Genomic DNA, 19,533 nt, shown 5'->3' with positions numbered 1-19,533 from the left:
TCTCCGCCATATTTAGAAAAGCCCGCTAATTTATTAGCGGGCTTTTTGCTTTTTGGAATTAGAGTTAGTTTGATGAAGAGTTAAAGGTTTGTAGTTCATCAATGTAGGCTTCAAATCCCTATCTCTTCGCCATATTTATCGAAAGAGCCCGTTATGAAAAATAGCGGGCTTTTTTGTGTCTGAATTTTGGAACATTGCAAATTGGTTTGTAGCGCAATCCATTTAGGGTTCAAATCCCTATCTCTCCGCCATATTTAGAAAAGCCCGTTACTGCAAAGTAACGGGCTTTTTGCTATCTAGATATTAATAAATAAAACAACATAGGTTTGTAGTTCATCAATGTAGGGTTCAAGCCCTTATCTCTCTACCATATTCAAGACGAAAGGCTCATCAGAAATGATGAGCCTTTTTTCATTCTTGTATAATTATAATTAAACATAGGTTTGTAGCTCATCAATGTAGGCTTCAAATCCCTATCTCTCCGCCATATTTAGAAAAGCCCGCTAATTTATTAGCGAGCTTTTTGCTTTTTGGAATTAGAGTTAGTTTGATGAGAGAGTTAAAGGTTTGTAGTTCATCAATGTAGGGTTCTTCTTTCAAAAATACGCTATCTCTTCGCCATATTTATCGAAAGAGCCCGTTATTGAAAAATAGCGGGCTTTTTACTATCTAGAATTTAATATATAAAACAACATAGGTTTGTAGTTCATTAATGGTTTGTAGCGCATCAATGTAGGGGTCAATTCCCTATCTTTTCGCAGTAAAGATGTGTCACCATAAAGATGGGTGGCATCGTAACTTCAATGTAAGCCAGAAAAGGCCAAGGATGAACTTAATCCGAATGGGCGTTTCACAATTAAACGGTGCAGTGGTACGGAATTCATTAGGGGCGCAGTTAGACTGTTGAGCCCGTATATATGGCAGTACAACCGATGAGAGACATCAATAACAGCAACAAGTGTGAATCGTTTAGAAGAAAACTAAGGTTAAAAGCCTTCGGTAGGCAGACTATTGTCTTGACTCACCGGGAGCGTCCTTATATGGCCATGTTATTTATTGAGAGTTTGATATATAGCCATTAATCATGGAGGCCATGTTATTCATTTGCTATTCACAAAAATAATCAAGATCACTTGGGTAATCCAATTCTATTAACAACTCAACAACTTTTTCAGGAAGTATATAAAGTATAAACTCATCACCACCAAAGCAATACACTTGTTCAGGGAAGATACGTTCAGCTAATTTTACAACTGATTGGTAATAGTTTTTAGTGTTACTATCTTCAGGGTCTGATAAGTTTATTTTCCCAACCTTCTTATTATCAGCATAAAAGTAAACAGCTTTTCGCTTGCTTACATATTTAAAATTTAAACTAGCAAAGTTACATAGTTCTTCTAGCGGTGAAGCAAAATATTCGTAAGGTTCCTCTAAATCACTCTCTTCATATTCTGCTTCGCTAAAAACGCCAAAGAAAACTTCTTTACTTTCTGGTATTGAACTGAGAATAGAGGGAAAGTCACGCGGGGTGTCTTCTGCTACCGGATAACCTAACTCTGCGAGTCTAGCTGTTAATACTGCAAGCTCTTGTGGCCAAGGCGGTAATATTTTTTGCTCAGATTCAGGGCTTGGGTTAATAGCCTCTTGCTGTTCACGCCACTCATCTAATGTAACAGGATCTTGTTCAGCCTCTAACCATAAAGCTTGCCAACTTTGCGATGCGTTAGCTATCTGCTCGCGCCACAACTCTACTCTGGCATAATCCTCAACACTCACCTCCAGCTCCCTATTTAAAATTCGCTGAGCGTAGACCATTGGATCGCGTAGCACTATATGAGTACGAGTTTTATTATCACTGTAACTCAGTTGCTTAGCGAAATACTCCTCTGTTAAAAAGCCTGATAAGTTTGGTAACAACTGATGATAAATACCATTAGTATAAAATCCACCCCATGCCATAAGCTTTGGCAAAGGTAACGCTTCATCAAGATTACCGCAATAGATGCCGTTAAAATATTCGACCCAGCTATTACTCTTTAAGTGTTTTTCAAATGGTTCTAACAAAGGTGTGCAGTGAAAAAACTCAAATAAGAGCCGCTCCCGCCCTACAAATATACTCGGTGCTGCAGTGACTGGATTGTAAATATCACTATGTCTAATATTTCTTCTCAGTGATTGATAGCATCTCTCAATCTCGTTAATTTCATCACCTGATGTAAACTGAGATAACATTAAATTCATTTGCTGCTGCCAAACTTGGGCTTCACTACTCGGGTGCCAAGCAAGCTGAAGCGCTAAATCCACAGATAGCTCATCCTCTTCATGCAATGTGACTTTGCCTTTTAAAAAATAAGCTTTATGGCGTTTTAGCTCCGCTTTAGTAAACCAGCCGAATGTGCACTGTTGAATAAAGCTCTCTATACGCTGCCACTGTTGCTCACGGTCTTTTACCCATGTAGAGTCTTTGGTTTGCCAATGGGTTAATAGAGATTTATTCAATAAGTTTTTATTGGGCATCAATAAGTCCCTCCACAAGATCTTTAATATCGTCGAAAAGGCCATTTTGGATAAAACTCCTCGCTATAGATTTACTGTTTTGTAACATGGTAATAGACGAGTACTCTGATTGACATGCTGCTTGTAAGGCTGCAGAAGACAACCTTCCTTCTGTGAATACTTTAATTAGGTTTACCGGAATCCCCTGTGGTGTAACACACAGTTCATCTTTTACTCCAGCTATCGCCTTTGCATCAGGCCCACATTTGCTTTTCGCAGCTTCACCCTTAGCTTTTTTAGGCGGTGAAGTAATATAGTCTTGAAAGCGCCAAGCTATTTTAATTTTTGGAGCAACCGTTAAATCTTGCTTACTGCGGGCAAAATCACTGAAGTACTCTTTGTGCATATGTTTTCCCTTAGCTGCACTGCCGCCAAATTTCCAAGGTTTAAATAATGATTTATTTAAGGGGGCTTGAAAAGATTTAAGTTCAAAAATTATTTAGCCACCCATTCTTAGTGCTATTTTGACAAAAAACAAAATCAACACTTTAAAAGTTAATGTCTGGGTTATTGCTCAGAATAAATACATATGCGTATTTTTACGGCTGGTATATTGATGTTTTTTTGAGTAATGTAATTAAATTCAATTATTTAGTGTTACGAATTTTACAGGTCTGACGGGGTAAATGCACATGCGCACTATACAGCTGTTAGGTGCAAGGTCGATATGAAATATTCTTCGATAAATATTAAAAATAAACTTTCGAAAATTGATGAGTTATGGTCTCCAAGAGTCATTGCTGAAATGAATGATTATCAATTTAAATTAGCTAAAGGTGAGGGCGAGTTTGTATGGCATTCGCACGACGATACCGACGAAGTTTTTATTGTTATTGATGGCACTTTAGAAATTGAATTTAGAGATGGTAAAGTTCATCTTACAAACGGTGAAATATTCGTAATACCAAAAGGTGTTGAGCATAAACCATTTGCTAAAGGACTTTGTCAGGTTTTACTTGTTGAGCCCAAAGGTGTCAGAAACACAGGAGAGGCAAGTGGCGAGTTAACTGCTGATAACGACATCTGGGTTTAATGACAGCTAACAAGGAGTTTAAATTGCAAAGGGAAGTCATGCGTATAATCTTAGGTTTTATTTTGGTTTTTCTGACCCAATCAGTGTCAGCAATAGTAGTACGACATGATGTTAATAGTGAAAAGTACCTTGCTTCTCCTGATGATTTTGAACCATTAGCGACATTTTACATAGATGGCGCTCATGGGGTACTAATTAAACCCAAGTGGGTTTTAACAGCTGCCCATGCAACATTCTGCGTAAACTCTGGTAGCTATATTGCGTTAAGAGATAGCCTCCATAAAGTCGAACGAATTTTCGTGCACAAAAATTATCAGCCAGGTAATAGTCACGATATTGCACTAGTAAAATTAGTTAATCCTGTCAAAGACATTGAACCTGTAACTGTCTATGAAGAATCAGACGAGCTTGGAAAGTCAACTTGGTTTATAGGTGTTGGTGGAACAGGCAATGGGTTGACAGGGCAAACCATAGATAACTTCGAAAATGCTGGTGTTTTGAGGAAAGCTGAAAATAAAGTCATCTTTGCTAATGGACCACTTTTAAAGTTTAAATTTGATCGTGACAATTCAGCTTTACCTTTGGAAGGAGTGTCTGGCGGAGGTGATAGTGGTGGCCCCGCTTTTATCAAAACTTCCAATACAAATCATTTGTTGGGCATTAGTTCCAGAGTTGAAGGTGGAGGAATAGGCAAGTATGGAGTTACGGAAGTATATTCTAGAGTCTCTTTCTTTAAGTCTTGGATTGAAGATATTACGAACGAAGATGAAGTTACTCAACTTCAATTGGCTTTGCCTAAACTAAATGAACTTCCAACTGGTCTCACTGAGGAAATTTTACCGGAAGTATGTGCAGACATTGGATTAACGCCAAATGCCCTTTAACAAGCTGCTAAATTTAGATTCATCAAGGCTTTCATGCCATCTGCTGAGCAAATTGCCCGCCAGCACATGGCTCACTTATTAGCTGGGCGAAAGCTGCATATAACCTGAGACATCAGATGAAAAAACGACTTCTCTTACTTACATTAATTCCATGCATCTCTTTTGCTGGTTCTTTTGCACAAATGCTTACGGGCTTTGAAAAGAACTCCGAAGAAAAGGTAGATGCTGTAAAACCGAACTTTATAGTTCAATCGATCAGACGGGGAACTGATGATGGAAACTTTGCATCTACTTCTGATGCAGGCCTTGTAACCCTCCAGTTAACTAGGCTGCCTGAAAAACCTCAAGGTTATACCTTCGAAATCGTAGAGGGTAAGTTTGAAGATCAATTGTTTACTGGAGAACCAGTTACTCCAGCTAAAAATGTAAGAGATAAACGTGAATTCACATTTATCTGGCTAGACGGCAGGAGCCAAGAGCAAGAGCCATTTAATGTTAAAGTAAAAATCACGGGTATTTCAGCTTCCGGTTCCGAAAGCGAACCGCAGTATCTAGTTCTATCCCACCCAGGTGTTAAAAAATCTTGGTGGAAAATCTGGTAGCAGCTACAAAGGAGAGGTAGCTGGCGCAAAAACTACGTTAGTTTTTGTCTGCTCATTGTTTTACAGCGATGAAACTAACCAGCTCAAAAAGTGAAGATATTATGATTAAATTGGTTGTTACAAGCATTGTATTATTGCTCTTTTTACAATCTTTGGCTTACGGAAAAGCGCTCACGACAGTTGAGGATAAACTGAACCGACATATTCAACATTATGTTGAAGAAGAAAGCTTTCAAGGTGCTGTTCTTATCGCTAAACACGGTAAGGTGTTATTTAAGAAAGCTTATGGCTATGCAGATATTGAAAATAAAATATTAAATACAACACAGCATCAGTTTCTTATTGGCTCAATGACTAAATCACTTACTGCGGTTGCTGCAATGCGATTGGTAGAGCAAAACAAACTTGATTTACACGCACCAGTTACAACATATATTCCAAAGCTTGATAATAAACTGGCGAACGGGCTTACCTTACACCACTTACTTAAGCACCAAACTGGGTTAGCACGCCACTTAGAGCACCTTACAAGCTTTGAAGAAAAAGACATCACTTCAAATGAAATTCTTAGTATTATCAATACATCAGAGCAATCATTTAAACCCGGAACACAGTACGAATACGGAAATTTAAATTATCACCTTATCGCGCTCATCATTGAAAATGTTACGGGAAAAAGCTACGTAGAAGCAATGAACACACTAGTTTTTGCGCCACTTGATATGCAGCAATCTGGTGTTGAGCGCATGGCTAACCCACCTCAAAATCGTGCCAATGGTTATCGAAAAAGTGTATTTGGCATCAACAGAGATGAAAATATTGTTTCGTATGCGCTCGGTTCTGGCGATATATACTCAACAGTGGAGGATTTACTGAAGTGGGAACAAGCGCTTTATACACCAAGCTTCTTGTCGCAAAAAAGTCTTGAGCTGATTTTTAATGGTGAGAGTAAAGCTTTTGGTTATTATGGTTATGGTTTTAGAATCCGAAAATATCAACGTAGCAGCGAACATAATACATTGGGTAAATTGACCCAGCACGGCGGTTCAATGGATGGTTTTTCATCAAATTTACATCGTTATACGGACGACCAACTGACTGTGATTATTCAAGCTAATGTTCGCAGATTCTCAATACGTACCTTAACCTTTGAATTAAAAGAAATAGCGTTGGGTGTCGATAACATGCAAAGAAGTCGCTCATCGTTTGAATAATACAAGCTTTTTAATTCAGTTATGCAGTTGTTATATGCCATAGGATGATTTATGTGTAATTTTAGAGTTTTAGTGTTTGCGCTATTACTGATTTTGACGCCCGAGGTTCAATCTAACGAGCAAATGTCAGTTAATGTTAATAAAGTCAATCAGTTCGTTGCTGCTTTCAATGCACAAGATAGTCATGCGATGGTACGTCTTGTTGTTGATGAGGTCGAGTGGATAAGTATTGTAAGTAACGAGACCGTTGTTGAAGTTAGAGGTAAGAACAAGTTAATTGAGAGCATGGGTACTTATTTTAAGTCTTGCTCAACATGTCGCTCAGAACTTTCAGAGATGATAGCTACGACTAGCAGGGTAAGTGCTATAGAAGTTGCTAGTTGGCAGGGGAAAAGTGGTCTCAAATCACAACGTGCTATTTCTGTATATGAATTTTCAGATGGCCTGATAACTCGCGTTTATTATTTTCCATCAGAAAAGTAAAAGGGCATAAAACATATTAGGATAGGCCGCGCGTAGCGGCGTGCTTATCCCAAGTGTTAAGCAGATAATTATCACTACAACCCTTCTATATTCCTTTTGTATTCCTTCTATATTTCCTCAATATTTCTCCTATATTTGGCCTTTCTGTTACTTTAATATTTGCTAATATTCAAATTCAATCCTTTTATAAGCCATGGATAAATATTGATTTTGTCACTGAGCTTTGGCAACTTAAGAGGCATATCCGTCAGCGGTCTCTAAGGTTAAATATATTGTTTGATCGCTGCCGTTAAGTTTCTCTTATCTAAATGAGTGAAAGCATGCCCGAATCAAGGTTAGTGATAGCAAGTGCTGAAGATGCACTACTGTTAAAAAATTTAGCTGTAGATGCGTTTCAAGCTGACTTTGAACAGTACGGTAGTTTTCCGCCGCATATTGAATCCACGCCTTGGCATCAGCTAAGTATTGAGTCTGGTCACTATTATATTATTAAATATGGAAGTCAGAATGCTGGTGGCATTTTATTGGTACCAAAAAGTTTGACTGAAGTTGAGGTGAAGTACTTCTTTATTGTGCCAGAATTTCAGGATAAACATATAGGCTCTGACACTATTGCTTTGCTAGAGCAGCGCTATTCTGATGTGAGAAGTTGGTCTCTTGTTACTCCTTATAAAGCTTTTCGTAATCACCATTTTTATCAGAAATTAGGCTATAAAAAAATCGGTGAGATTCAGCCTGAACCCAATGAAAATTTTTGGCTGTTTGAATACCAAAAATCGATTTGATTGCACATCTTTGCTCATTGTTATTCTCCCCATCTAATAGCTTCATTGACTCCCTTGGTGACTTCCTTAGCTATTAGCCGTTGCAGTTCAGTATTTTATTCAGTAAGTTACAGACTTAAATTAGTGAAATCAGATATAACGGTTTAATAGCGTTCGGGAAAATACGATGAAATGGAATTTTTTAACTCATATGCCAAAATTACGCGGATCGCTGCAGGTGTTGTTGGCTCTGTCTTTACTCATTGTGACACCGTTTCAAGTGCTTGCTGAGGATAAATCAACTGCAGTTGAGATTGACTATGAAACCTTTACTCAAGATTACTTTGAAGCATGGAAAGGCTCGCAAAAACCTGATGCCACTAAAGAAGATTTAGAACATTATTTATCTTTTTTAACCGATGACATTGGTTACCAACATTTACCTTGGAGCGATGATGATAGTCGTCAACCTGATGGTAAAGCTGCACTGCGTAAAGGAATGACTTATTACCTTGCCTCGCACGATGAGTATTCAGCTGAACTCACTAATCAAGCTTATGGACATAATGTGATTATGATTGAGTTTCATACAGTGGCTAAAGGCGTACACCCAGATAATGGGCAAGTTACACATCATGATAATAGCTCATTTGAAGTGCTTGAAATCGATGATGGTAAAGTGTCAGTAATTAGGCACTACTCTAAGTAAAACCGATATAAAGCACTAAACAAAGAGTCAATTAAAGTACTAAACAAGAGTCAATTAAAGTACTAAATAAAGGGCTTATTAAAGCGCTCGTTAAAGCATAAAACGAGAATGGTAAAGGGATGAAGATGACAGGCATAACGGACTTATCAAAGCTACTTTCAAGTATGTCGCCAGAGCTGCAGGCAGGAGAGTTTGTCTTTTGCAGCGTAAAAGGGCGCATTGCAGATTACGCTCATTTAAATCCCTTGTGCTTTTTTCATGAGCAAGAAGGGCTGACATTAGTGCTTGCAGCAGAGTCAGCTATTCAGGCTTATTTACCTTTTGAGGCGAGGTTTAAACAAATTACGTTAACTGTGCATTCTAGTTTAGAAGCGGTAGGGCTCACCGCTGCGGTTGCTCAAAAACTGACTGATAATGGCATCAGTGCCAATGTTATCGCAGCTTATTACCATGATCATATTTTTGTTCCAATAGATAAAGCAGCGCTGGCTATGTCAGCTTTGAAGGAGTTTTCAGCGTTGTGAGTTTAGGGTTGTCTCTTTAAAACATGCTTAATGAAGACTTTTGGGTGATTATTCTATTTTGTTTGTTGTTTGTCCGCATAATTAGCTGTTCTTTGTTAATTAATCATATATCTGCTTCATCCAAGTCTCATAATATAACTCGCTAATTTCATAGTTATATTTGAGTTCCATATCAAAATAATTCTATACTGCATTTATACTAACAAGTCTCTAATTTACTGTTAACATCCTACCAAGTTAACGGTGCTATTTAGCAGCTGAATATTTGTCGATTCAAGGGAAGGTTATGACTGATAAGAATAAAGAAGTGTCTTCAACAGAGGTAGCCGTTCAAGCTGAAGAGGCTCAAGTTGATCAAGCTCCCACAGCTGATACACCTGCAGATAAAGCAAAAAATCAAAAAATTCGTAAAGTGACTAATATCATTTTACTTGTGGTGGGCTTTTTGTTTGTTTTTCATCTATTTGCCGACCGATATATCCCTTCTACAGATTTAGGTCGTATTCGCGGCTTTGTCGTGCCAATAACACCACAGGTTTCTGGTGAGGTGGTTGAAATTTTAGCGACCCCTAACACTTTAATACGTGAAGGAGCGGTCCTGGCGCGCATTAATCCTCGAGATTATGAAATAGCACTGTTTACCGCACAGCAGAATGTGACCCAAGCTGGACAAAACATGGGGGCATTAACAGCCAATGTGACAGCGGCTCAAGCAAAAGTTGCTAATGCTGAAGCCAACTATACCAATGCTCAAGTTCAATCAAAGCGTATTTTTACCATGGTTGACCAAAATGTGATGTCTCAAGCTGATGCAGATAATGCTCGCGCTGAATTAGCTAGTGCAGAAGCAGGTGTTGCAGCAGCAAATGCCGACTTAGCCAAGGCTGAAGAACGTTTAGGTTCAGAAGGCGAGAATAACACTGCAGTTAAATCTGCACTCTTGGCGCTAGAACAAGCCGAGCTTAATTTAGCAAGAACCGAGATTAAAGCCCCAACTGATGGTGTTGCTTCTAACTTTCGTTTAAAAGAAGGCTTTTATGCCAGTGCTGGTCAGCCCGTCATGACGTTTATTTCTTCTGAAGATGTATGGATTGAAGCTAACTTCAGAGAAAACAGTATTGGTAATATGAAACCTGGCGATAAAGTGGAATTTGCGTTGGATTATGCACCAGGAGAGGTCTTTACTGGCAAAGTCGCTTACATCGATTACGGTGTAGACTGGGGCCAAAATGAACAAACAGGTAAGCTTGCCCAAACCACCGGGCAAACGGGTTGGTTAAGACAATCACAGCGTTTCCCGGTAACTATTGTGTTTGAAAAGGAAGAGGCTAAAGGATTAAGAAGAGTTGGTGGTCAAGTGGATGTGATGGTGTATACCCAAGAAAGCTCAGTAATGAATCTTTTTGGTAAATTCTGGATCCGCTTAGTTAGCTGGTTCTCTTATGTCAGATAATGAAGCTGTTGCAATTGAACCAGCCTTAGAAGAAGCGATTTTCACTCGTCGAGTACTTCGCTTTACGCTTGGTATTGGTTTAGCTGTGGCCATTGCGGCTATCTTTGCCTGGCAATTGGCGTTTATTGTTCCTGTATTTGTAGCTAAATTTTTGGTTGATAGAACCGAGCCAACGGTTCAAACAGTGTACGAGCTGCTTATTTCAATGGTAGTGACAATTGGTATTGCTTGGCTGGTCAGTTTTGGTCCGGTGCAGTATCCATTGGTCTTGCTACCTTTATTAGCGGTATTAATGTTGTGGGCTTACTACCTGTTTTCTGATCCTAAGTGGAATTTCTTTGCCACTATTTTGATTGTTTCAACTTTGGTTTTACCTTATTTAGGTATTTTGCATCCTGGTGCTGCGATTGTTGTTGGTGTCGGCTTAAGCTTATCTGGTGTTGTTGCAGTACTCATTTTCACGCTTCTGCATATTCTTCTACCTGATTTATCGCCTAACCGTGAAACCCATGTTGCGGCAGGCTTAACCACTGATGAACGTCTTTATGAATCAGTGAGAGCACTGATTATTGCGTTTCCTGTGATTACTTTTTTCTTTTTATTTGAAATTACTGGCGCGCTATTAACGATGATTTTTATTGCGATTTTATCGTTGCAATCAGCTGGAAGTAAAAGTGTAAAAGTCAGCCTGTTTTTATTGATAACTAATGGCATAGGCGGGGTGTTAGCCATTGTATTTTATAACTTACTGGTAATCGTACCTGAACTAACATTTTACGTTGGCCTTGCGATGATTTGTGCATTGCTGTTTAGTCAAAAAATCTATGCTGATCCAGTTAAAGCGCCAATTTTTGCGGGAATATTTTCAGCTTTGTTAGTAGTTGTGGGCTCTACTGCATCATCTACGGATGCTGATGTTGCTACCAACTTTTATATTCGTATTGCACAGTTATTTATGGTCGGAATTTATATGGTTGTGGCTTCTTTTTATCTTGAAACCCGTAATTGGAAATTTTTACAAAAAAGAACCGCAAACTAGATTGAGTGTCATGGGAATGCATGATGAGAATTTGAGGGTAAGAAATGCCGTCACAGAAGTCTTATAGCGCTATGGAAAATTTTAGTGCCGATCCACATCATGTGGAAGTGGTAACTAATGATCCGCAGATAGAAGATATAGACAATCAAAGTCCCTTTATTCCTCTACTTAGAGCTGAATACATTGCTCCATTTGTGGCCCGCTTAAAAGATTTCGAAAACAACATTTATCCCATTATTGAACAAGCTGGCTTACCTGAAAGCTTGTTAACCGATAAATATGATTACGTATCTGAACAAGCTGTTATGAATTTACTGAAGCTCATGGCAAACAAGCTGGGAAAAGAACGTTTTTCTGAGTGGTTATTTCAGGTGGCTCGCTCAATATTTGTTCCTCAGCATTTAGCCAAAATTTCTCTCAAAGGTACGGTAAGACAAGCATTAATTGACTTTACTCATGTGGTTAACTTTGAGTCTAAACAAACCCATGTTCACCTTAAAACGGCATTAGGTAAGGTGTGGTTTGCCCGTTTTCGTCAAAAAGATGACCCCATTGAAATTGATCTTTCAGAACAATTTGCGCTAACGATGATGGTCGAGTTAGTTCGAGCCGTGACGCAAACTCACTGGCAACCAATTGATATTGCATTGCAGTCATCTCGTGAAGCTGAATATTTAAACGCGTTGAAACTTGATGAGCCACAGGTTTATTACTCTAGACGTGTCACAGCATTAAGCATTTCCGATAAAGTGCTAGATTGCAAAGTGAAACTGAAAGGAGGCTGGAACCCCACTATTAAACCTGCGATAGAGAGCCCTAAAGGTTTTGTGGCTAGCTTACAATTTGCATTATTACCGTACATGTCCCTTGGTCGATTATCCGTTACCACAGCTGCCGATTTATTAGGCTTAAGTGTACGCACATTGCAGCGTAGGCTATCTGAAGAGGGTATGAGTTATCGGCAAATGGTGGATGATATTTACTTTCAGCAAGCTAAAACCATGCTGGCTGATAATCAAGTCGCTGTGACCCAAGTGTCAGCAACCTTGGGATATGCAGATGTTGCTCACTTTTCTCGCGCCTTTAAGCGTATGTCTGGTATGTCACCTAGAGCGTATCGAAACAGTTTAAATGAGAATGAGTGCTGCAAATGAATCATAAAGATTTAATTGTGTTTTGTACGAAAATATAAACGATAAGGACTGTAAGTTAAATGCACGTTTTATATCGTAAAATATAACTTGTTTAGAAGAAAACACAGTTTATTTCCTGTTACTGAGTGTAATTATTGTTTTTAATTTGTAACAGGTGAAAAGTGAACAGACATAAGCTATATTTTTAAACTAATTAATATTGAAATTACTTTTGTTTAAGCGAGTTAGCGACACAGAATGACATTTTGTGGCGTTATCTTTCATTTAATGGAATGCCACTAAACCAGGGATAGACAATTTATGAGTGACAAGAACATTTCAACGCCTGCAGGATTTACCCATGCAGCAGTTGATGCCGCGATTAAAATTGCACTGATTTTCATTATGGTGATTTGGTGCTTTAAGATTATTCAACCCTTCATTATGCCAATTCTATGGGGTGGCATTATTGCCATCGCCCTCTATCCGGTAGTGAAAGTCGTTAGCAACCGATTAAAGTTATCAATGACTAAGTCGAGTTTATTAATCACCTTGCTATGTTTAGCTTCTTTAATTGTGCCCACAGTACTGTTTTCTGGCGCAATTGTGTCAAGCACACAAGACTTTGTTGCCGAAGTGCATGACGGCACTTTGGAGATCCCAGCGCCTAAAGAGTCTGTTGCAGATTTACCTGTAATTGGTGACAAACTATATAACTTTTGGTCTTCCGCCAATTCTGATATTGAGATGTTAGTCAAAACTTATGCTGATGAAATCAAAGACTTTTCAACCAAGGCCGCGGGTGCATTTGGTAGTTTTGGCATGACAGTATTACAGTTTTTAATATCCATCATCATTGCCGGCGTATTCATGGGCAAAGCCGAAGGCTCTAACCAAATGTTCCATAAGGTTTCGGTGCGGCTTGCTGGTAAGCATGGGGAAGAGTTTTCTGAGCTTGCGGTAGCGACGGTAAGAAGTGTGGTGCAAGGGGTGATTGGTGTTGCCTTTATTCAGTCGATTCTTGCAGGTATTGGACTTGGACTCGCTGGAGTTCCTGGTACTGGAATATGGATGTTATTGGTACTTATCTTAGCCATTATTCAATTACCGCCAATTTTGATTCTAGGTCCTATCATTGCTTATGTATTTAGCGTTGAGTCTTCTACAACGGCAATTCTGTTTATGATTTGGAGTATTCTTGTCAGCGCAAGTGATGCCTTTTTGAAACCTATGCTCATGGGACGTGGTGTTGATATTCCAATGCTAGTGATTCTATTAGGTGCAATTGGCGGCATGATTTTGTCAGGCATTGTGGGCTTATTTGTTGGTGCTGTTGTACTGGCATTAAGTTATAAGTTATTTAGCGCCTGGTTAGTCGTCGAGACCGCTGAAGTGGATACAGAATCAGTGCTTCCTGAAATTGAAAAATCAGAAGGGTAAGTTGTAATGAGAATGGCAATGTCGCAGGAAGACAACTTTAGTTATTTATTGGGGTCGTTAATTTTAGTGTTGTTGAGTGCGGCATTGGTTGAGCAGTTTTTTGATAATGGCCAAATGATAGTTGTGGGCACAACGGTAATGAGCTTATCTATTTCTGTGATTGGCTTAGGCGAAAATAAACGTTGGATACGTTCAAGTTTTGGGTTGATGCTGACGACGCTGTTTTTTGCCAGTATCGGCTCTGTATTTGAATTGCTTAATCTTGATGTGCTTGCATTATTAACCATTCTATCATTTCTTGTTGCAGCGACTTCTCGTGCTGCAAAGCAAGTGCTTTTTTCCGGAATAATCTCATCTAACCAAATTATCGGCTCTATTTGTATTTTTTTACTTTTAGGGCTTATTTGGGCATTTACCTATTTGTTATTGATTGAAATATTTGGCGCCGCTTTTAACGGTATTGAAGTGCAAAAGTGGACCGATAATTTATCAACGGTTATCTACTATAGCTATATAACTCTGACTACGGTTGGTTATGGAGAAATATCTCCAAATATGCCAATTGCACGATTTTTTGCTTTTTCTGAGGCCATTTGTGGTCAATTTTATATGGCTATTATTGTTGCCAGCTTAGTTGGTGCAAAAATGTCACAAACTGATAGTTAGCCAAAAGGCTAATTAAACTTTACTTTTCAGTTAGGTAGAGTGATTGATTCTAATAGATGAGGTCGCATGGAATTATCGAAGAAAAGTGTGCTAATTGTTGATGATATGGATGCTATCCGTAAAATTAGCTCAGACCAATTACGCCGTTTTGGTATCGGGCAAGTATACCAAGCAGATAATGGCGCTAAAGCATTAACCATTCTCAAAAACGCTTCGGTAGACTTGATTATTTCTGATTGGAATATGCCTGTGATGACAGGTATCGAGTTGCTATCTAAAGTTCGTCAATCGCCTAAATGGCAGCATCTACCTTTTCTTATGATAACCGCGGAAGCGGCAAGAGAACGAGTGAGCACCGCGATTGCTGAAGGTGTCACAGACATCGTTATCAAGCCTTTCAATGCTGTCACATTACAGCAGCGCGTGGTTCAGTGTTTAAGTGGTCATGTAAGTAATAGAAGTCATACTCCTCAGTCAGATGTTAGCCACACAGAGCAAAACCTCACATCAACAGTTGACGAGTCCAATCTAGCGTCTACCCAAGAAAGTAACAGGTCTCATCGCTCTTCAGTGCTCGTGGTGGATGATACTACGGATAATTTAACTTTGATTGGCGGACTTCTTAAAGACGATTACCAAGTGAAGCTTGCAAAGCAAGGCAGCAAGGCACTTGAAATTGCACAGTCTGATTCGCCGCCTGATCTAATTTTGTTAGATATTATGATGCCAGAAATGGATGGCTTTGAAGTGCTTAAACAATTAAGAGAGCATCCACAATCTGCGCATATTCCAGTGATATTTGTCACAGCGTTAACTGAAGACAAATATCAATTGCAAGGGTTAGACTGCGGCGCGGTAGATTACATCAGTAAACCCATTCAACCTGAGTTACTTAAATTACGAGTAAGAAACTTGATGGCTTATGTTCAAATGCATAAGCGTTTGCAGTCTGATTTTGACAACCTAGTGACCACTGAAAAGCTGAAGCAAGAAGTACAGCAAGTATTGCAACATGATCTTAAAGGTCCTATCGCTGGATTGATGACTTTACTTGAGCAAATTAGCAAAGACCCACATATTTCAAAAAGTAATCTCGAAAATACCCAAATCGCTGAAGATATGTCATTGCAATTACTGAATATGATAAATATGTCTAGTGAGCTTTATAAAATCGAAACGGGTCGATTTCAATTACAAGCAAAACCTTTTTCTTTAGCGAATTTACTGCAAAAAATAATCGAAGTGTTGAAGAAAACCTTCCAAAGTAAATTATTACTTATCTACTTAGATTATGAAGAAGATGGCGACGAGGATTACCTTGCTTTAGGTGATGAAAGCCTGAGTTATTCGATGCTATTCAATCTCCTTAAAAATGCTTGTGAAGCGGCTCCTAGTAAAACAAGAGTGTCGATTGCACTTCTAAGAAATGATACAGATGACAGTCATCAACATTTACAAGTGAAGATACAAAATATCGGTGTTGTTCCGGCAGAAATTCGTGAAACGTTTTGGCAGAAATACGTATCAACTGGCAAAGAAAATGGCACCGGAATTGGGACATACTCTGCTAAGTTGCTAGCTCAAGCCCAACACGGTGAAGTGGCACTCGCTGTGGATGACGATGCAAACAATACAAGTGTCAGTATTATTATGCCATCAGCCTAATGCGAAATTTTGGGATTGTATTTATAGACCTAAATTGCGCGACTTATTGTAATTAACACAGGATAAGAAATGGAAATAAACACAATGTTGTTATTGGTGTCCGTGGGTTTAATAGGGGCACTTTTATGGTTGTTTCTTAAGCTTCGTGCTGAAGCAAACACTGACATTGGCCGTTTCTTTGAAAAACGACATAGCCGTTTTTATTCGGCGCTAATTGTGTGCTTTTTTCTGGCTTTAATGTCTACTATTTCGGCAATTGGGTTAAATGTTGCTTATAAGCATGACCTTGAGCAAAGCGGTTCAGCACTTGATTCTGTCGCTCTCACTACCGATGCCGCTCTTTCTTCATGGGTTAAGGGCTGGGAAGATCGTGTTGGGGCAGTAACAACAAACCCGCTATTATTAGAACGAGCTAGGTTGTTGACTGATATTGGAGCTGACAAAGAGGCTTTGTTAGTAAGTGAGCATCTTGAATGGTCAAGAGATGCTTATGAGCGCTACAGTGAGTCATTTGGATCTTTAGGTTTTTTCATCATCACACTAGAAGGTCAAAACCTGGCTTCCAGCCGAGACAATAACCTTGCAATTACCAATATTGTTAAACGTATTCACCCCGATATATTTCAAGAAGCGGTTAGCGGTAAAATTGTGATAACCCCGCCTATGCGATCAGATATCGCCTTAAAAAATCCTCTGGGTATCGAACGTTCCGATACGCCTACCATGTTCGTGTTAAGTCCTATTACTCAAGATGATGGTTCAATTACCGCAGTGCTATCTCTTCGAGTCGATCCTTATTTGGAGTTTGCCAAACTAACTAAAAGTGGTGCTGTTGGAGATACTGGAGAGTCTTACTTTGTTGACGAGAAAGGTCGGATGCTATCGCACAGTCGTTATGAGCAGGAGTTAGTTTCATTAGGCCTATTATTTGAAGGCCAGATGTCGGTATTAAATCTGACAGTAACAGACCCTATAAATTTATTGACTCCAGAAACGCCAGCTAGCCCTGAACATAATGACTTTGAACTCACTTATGCGGCGCAACAGGTCAGTAAAAAAAATAGTGGTCAGACTTATCAAGGTTATCGAAATTATTTAGGTAAAGAAGTTATTGGGGCATGGAAATGGGATGAGCGATATGGCTTTGGCATCGTGACTGAAATGTCTCTTGAAGAGGCCAGTAGTAACTATCAGTATTTTAAAACCATCGTGCTAATTCTGATTGGGATTATTGCCTTCTTTTGTGTGCTGATCACATTAGGTAGTTTATGGCTTAGCAGTCATGTGCATCGTCGTTTGCAACTGAGTAATGAAAAGCTTGAGAAAACCATTTCAGAGCGAACTAAAGATTTGCAAGAGCGGGAAAATCGACTGTGGGATTTATACGAAAACTCCGCTGTCGCTTATGCCACACTTGATGCTCAAGGGCGCTTTACTAAGCACAATAAGCAGTTTGCACATTTAACGGGTTACGATAGGAAAGCATTTGCCACACTGAATTGGTCTGAGGTCATTGCCACTGATAATAACGATGCAGAGCTGATATTTACTAACGCAATTAATGGGCTGGATACCTCAGATGCAAGGGTTCACCTTAACACTCATTCGGGGGAATCATTAGCGGTGTCACTCACTGTGCGGATTGCTAAAGATGAAGAGTTAAATAACACCGAAATCAGATTATCTTTGCTGGATATCAATGAGCAAGAAACGGTTCGAGCAGAAATGCTGCAAAATCAGCAACAGTATCAAACCTTGGTTGAAAATATTCAGGGCGCTGTTTTTCGCTGTAAATATATTGATTTAATGAACAATAACTTTACGGTTTCTTATATCAGCCCTAATTTTGAGCATATCACAGGCTACCCGGTAGAAGACTTCGTTGGTGATAATCCTGTTAGACGCTTCATACAGTTAGCTGTCGGTGATGATGGTGAAATATTTTTCGATACGGTCAGAGAAGCAGCGGCAACCAATAGCAAAGTTGTCGTTGAAATGCGTATTATTAACAAAGCTGGTGAGCTCAGATATGTGCAAATTATGGCGCAGTTTGAGCTAGGAGATAACCTAGAAGAAGGGAACTTTGATGGGACAGTTTTTGACATAACAGAGCAAAAGTTAGCTGAAAATCGCTTATTGGATTCAGAAGAAAAACTTGAAGTTGCAGCAACAAGTGCACAGATGGGGATGTGGGATTTTTACCCTGATGAAAATCGAGTCGTTGTGAATCGAATGTACTGCAAAATGTTAGGTTACGATCGCCTTGAAATGTGTGCCAATGATGGCAAATGGGCACCACTCATCAATGGCTCTGACACTTTTGCCTCTTTGGTACACCCTGATGACGAATCAGAAATTTTTGGGGTGAAATCTGATGAGGTAAATAGTAAAAACCAAGTCATTCGCCAAGAGTTTAGAATGCGACGTAAAGATGGTGGCTATGACTGGATCCTCAGTATTGGGCAAACTTACCAGTATCATCGAGACGGCAGTCCAGAGCGTATTAGTGGCGTACATATCAATGTTAATCAATCGAAAGAGTTACAACGTGAACTCGCTGAAGCCATTGCTGAAGCAGACAATGCTAACCAAGCGAAAGGCGACTTTTTAGCTAATATGAGCCATGAAATTCGCACACCTATGAACGCCATTATTGGTATGTCGCATTTAGCGCTTGAGACTGATTTAAGCCGCCAACAACGTAATTACATCGAAAAAACTAATCTCTCAGCACAATCATTACTAGGGATTATTAACGATATTCTTGATTTCTCGAAGATTGAGGCGGGTAAGTTAGACATAGAAAACATTGATTTAAGTATTGATGACTTGCTCAATAACGTCAGTAATTTAATTGGTATCAAAGTCGCAGAGAAGGGCTTAGAGCTATTGTTTGATATTGATGACAATATTCCTCGAAACTTGTTAGGAGATCCACTAAGAGTAGGACAAGTGCTGATAAATTTAGCCAATAATGCAGTTAAATTTACCGAAACAGGCAACATTATCATTTCAGCGAAATTAAATGAGCTGACAACGGATTACGCCCAAATCACATTCTCTGTTGCTGACTCTGGCATCGGCATGACACCTGAACAGCAGTCAAGGTTGTTTAATGCATTTTCGCAAGCCGATGCCTCAACCACCCGAAAATATGGCGGTACAGGTCTTGGTTTAGCGATTTGTAAAAACCTTGCAGAGTTGATGAATGCCGAAATTACCCTACATAGTGAACCAGATGTAGGCAGCACTTTTAACTTGAATATACCGTTCGATTTAAGTCCTATTTCTTCAGTATCAATAAAAGAACTAGATACATCTTACCTTGCTGGTAAATCAGTATTATTAGTGSATCCACTAATAATACT

Annotated in this window: 17 protein-coding genes; 15 read left to right on the top strand and 2 right to left on the bottom strand. The window is 39.2% G+C overall.

Annotated features, from left to right (window positions below):
* Nucleotides 1–1,107: 1,107 nt before the first annotated feature.
* Both FNZ24_RS20070 and FNZ24_RS20065 read right to left on the bottom strand, forming a co-directional pair.
* On the bottom strand, nucleotides 1,108–2,517 hold the full coding sequence (locus tag FNZ24_RS20070) for a hypothetical protein (RefSeq protein WP_153916575.1): 1,410 nt from the start codon (nucleotides 2,515–2,517) through the stop codon (nucleotides 1,108–1,110).
* On the bottom strand, nucleotides 2,507–2,902 hold the full coding sequence (locus FNZ24_RS20065; protein WP_153916574.1) for a hypothetical protein: 396 nt from the start codon (nucleotides 2,900–2,902) through the stop codon (nucleotides 2,507–2,509). Before FNZ24_RS20065 ends, FNZ24_RS20070 begins: the two co-directional genes overlap by 11 nt.
* Nucleotides 2,903–3,223: 321 nt before the next feature.
* On the opposite strand from FNZ24_RS20065, the gene FNZ24_RS20060 reads away from it, so the two are divergent.
* The 15 genes from FNZ24_RS20060 to FNZ24_RS19990 form a co-directional block, all read left to right on the top strand.
* Nucleotides 3,224–3,589, top strand: coding sequence for a cupin domain-containing protein (locus tag FNZ24_RS20060; RefSeq protein ID WP_153916573.1), 366 nt, complete (start codon nucleotides 3,224–3,226; stop codon nucleotides 3,587–3,589).
* Nucleotides 3,590–3,612: 23 nt separating this feature from the next.
* Nucleotides 3,613–4,473, top strand: coding sequence for a trypsin-like serine protease (locus FNZ24_RS20055; RefSeq protein ID WP_228768565.1), 861 nt, complete (start codon nucleotides 3,613–3,615; stop codon nucleotides 4,471–4,473).
* Nucleotides 4,474–4,589: 116 nt separating this feature from the next.
* Nucleotides 4,590–5,075, top strand: coding sequence for a hypothetical protein (locus tag FNZ24_RS20050; protein ID WP_153916572.1), 486 nt, complete (start codon nucleotides 4,590–4,592; stop codon nucleotides 5,073–5,075).
* A gap of 101 nt (nucleotides 5,076–5,176) precedes the next feature.
* Nucleotides 5,177–6,289, top strand: a complete 1,113-nt coding sequence (locus tag FNZ24_RS20045) for a serine hydrolase domain-containing protein (RefSeq protein ID WP_228768564.1) — start codon at nucleotides 5,177–5,179, stop codon at nucleotides 6,287–6,289.
* Nucleotides 6,290–6,340: 51 nt separating this feature from the next.
* A complete protein-coding gene (locus FNZ24_RS20040; protein ID WP_153916571.1) occupies nucleotides 6,341–6,772 on the top strand; it encodes a nuclear transport factor 2 family protein in 432 nt (143 codons plus the stop codon).
* A 320-nt stretch (nucleotides 6,773–7,092) separates the two neighbouring features.
* Nucleotides 7,093–7,557, top strand: a complete 465-nt coding sequence (locus FNZ24_RS20035; RefSeq protein ID WP_194945110.1) for a GNAT family N-acetyltransferase — start codon at nucleotides 7,093–7,095, stop codon at nucleotides 7,555–7,557.
* A 166-nt stretch (nucleotides 7,558–7,723) separates the two neighbouring features.
* Nucleotides 7,724–8,245, top strand: a complete 522-nt coding sequence (locus FNZ24_RS20030) for a nuclear transport factor 2 family protein (protein WP_228768563.1) — start codon at nucleotides 7,724–7,726, stop codon at nucleotides 8,243–8,245.
* Between the two features lie 125 nt (nucleotides 8,246–8,370).
* Complete coding sequence (locus FNZ24_RS20025; protein WP_153916569.1) at nucleotides 8,371–8,769, top strand: ACT domain-containing protein; 399 nt, start codon at nucleotides 8,371–8,373, stop codon at nucleotides 8,767–8,769.
* Between the two features lie 286 nt (nucleotides 8,770–9,055).
* The gene (locus FNZ24_RS20020; protein ID WP_153916568.1) at nucleotides 9,056–10,222 is read left to right on the top strand and encodes an HlyD family secretion protein; all 1,167 of its coding nucleotides are present in this window, start codon (nucleotides 9,056–9,058) and stop codon (nucleotides 10,220–10,222) included.
* Complete coding sequence (locus FNZ24_RS20015) at nucleotides 10,212–11,261, top strand: DUF2955 domain-containing protein (protein ID WP_153916567.1); 1,050 nt, start codon at nucleotides 10,212–10,214, stop codon at nucleotides 11,259–11,261. Before FNZ24_RS20020 ends, FNZ24_RS20015 begins: the two co-directional genes overlap by 11 nt.
* 44 nt (nucleotides 11,262–11,305) lie before the next feature.
* Nucleotides 11,306–12,415, top strand: a complete 1,110-nt coding sequence (locus FNZ24_RS20010) for a helix-turn-helix domain-containing protein (protein ID WP_153916566.1) — start codon at nucleotides 11,306–11,308, stop codon at nucleotides 12,413–12,415.
* Between the two features lie 300 nt (nucleotides 12,416–12,715).
* Nucleotides 12,716–13,834 (top strand): AI-2E family transporter, encoded by a 1,119-nt coding sequence (locus FNZ24_RS20005; RefSeq protein ID WP_153916565.1) that lies wholly within the window; start codon nucleotides 12,716–12,718, stop codon nucleotides 13,832–13,834.
* 18 nt (nucleotides 13,835–13,852) lie between these two features.
* Complete coding sequence (locus FNZ24_RS20000; RefSeq protein WP_194945109.1) at nucleotides 13,853–14,500, top strand: ion channel; 648 nt, start codon at nucleotides 13,853–13,855, stop codon at nucleotides 14,498–14,500.
* A gap of 66 nt (nucleotides 14,501–14,566) precedes the next feature.
* Nucleotides 14,567–16,165, top strand: a complete 1,599-nt coding sequence (locus FNZ24_RS19995) for a hybrid sensor histidine kinase/response regulator (protein WP_153916563.1) — start codon at nucleotides 14,567–14,569, stop codon at nucleotides 16,163–16,165.
* 69 nt (nucleotides 16,166–16,234) lie between these two features.
* Nucleotides 16,235–19,533, top strand: a 3,299-nt coding sequence (locus FNZ24_RS19990) for a PAS domain S-box protein (protein ID WP_153916562.1), incomplete at its 3' end; no start/stop codon positions are given.

This window comes from Shewanella sp. TC10 (assembly GCF_009663145.1).
Taxonomy (GTDB): Bacteria; Pseudomonadota; Gammaproteobacteria; order Enterobacterales; family Shewanellaceae; genus Shewanella.
This window is presented reverse-complemented; position numbering and strand designations above follow the sequence as displayed.

What these genes read in the sequence shown, in the direction of transcription:
- FNZ24_RS20030 (WP_228768563.1), top strand. Translation starts at nt 7,724, where the DNA reads ATGAAATGGAATTTTTTAACTCATATGCCAAAATTACGCGGATCGCTG.
- FNZ24_RS20025 (WP_153916569.1), top strand. Translation starts at nt 8,371, where the DNA reads ATGACAGGCATAACGGACTTATCAAAGCTACTTTCAAGTATGTCGCCA.
- FNZ24_RS19995 (WP_153916563.1), top strand. Translation starts at nt 14,567, where the DNA reads ATGGAATTATCGAAGAAAAGTGTGCTAATTGTTGATGATATGGATGCT.
- FNZ24_RS20070 (WP_153916575.1), bottom strand. Translation starts at nt 2,517, where the DNA reads ATGCCCAATAAAAACTTATTGAATAAATCTCTATTAACCCATTGGCAA.
- FNZ24_RS20020 (WP_153916568.1), top strand. Translation starts at nt 9,056, where the DNA reads ATGACTGATAAGAATAAAGAAGTGTCTTCAACAGAGGTAGCCGTTCAA.
- FNZ24_RS20010 (WP_153916566.1), top strand. Translation starts at nt 11,306, where the DNA reads ATGCCGTCACAGAAGTCTTATAGCGCTATGGAAAATTTTAGTGCCGAT.
- FNZ24_RS20060 (WP_153916573.1), top strand. Translation starts at nt 3,224, where the DNA reads ATGAAATATTCTTCGATAAATATTAAAAATAAACTTTCGAAAATTGAT.
- FNZ24_RS20015 (WP_153916567.1), top strand. Translation starts at nt 10,212, where the DNA reads ATGTCAGATAATGAAGCTGTTGCAATTGAACCAGCCTTAGAAGAAGCG.
- FNZ24_RS20045 (WP_228768564.1), top strand. Translation starts at nt 5,177, where the DNA reads ATGATTAAATTGGTTGTTACAAGCATTGTATTATTGCTCTTTTTACAA.
- FNZ24_RS20050 (WP_153916572.1), top strand. Translation starts at nt 4,590, where the DNA reads ATGAAAAAACGACTTCTCTTACTTACATTAATTCCATGCATCTCTTTT.
- FNZ24_RS20000 (WP_194945109.1), top strand. Translation starts at nt 13,853, where the DNA reads ATGTCGCAGGAAGACAACTTTAGTTATTTATTGGGGTCGTTAATTTTA.
- FNZ24_RS20005 (WP_153916565.1), top strand. Translation starts at nt 12,716, where the DNA reads ATGAGTGACAAGAACATTTCAACGCCTGCAGGATTTACCCATGCAGCA.
- FNZ24_RS20040 (WP_153916571.1), top strand. Translation starts at nt 6,341, where the DNA reads ATGTGTAATTTTAGAGTTTTAGTGTTTGCGCTATTACTGATTTTGACG.
- FNZ24_RS20035 (WP_194945110.1), top strand. Translation starts at nt 7,093, where the DNA reads ATGCCCGAATCAAGGTTAGTGATAGCAAGTGCTGAAGATGCACTACTG.
- FNZ24_RS20065 (WP_153916574.1), bottom strand. Translation starts at nt 2,902, where the DNA reads ATGCACAAAGAGTACTTCAGTGATTTTGCCCGCAGTAAGCAAGATTTA.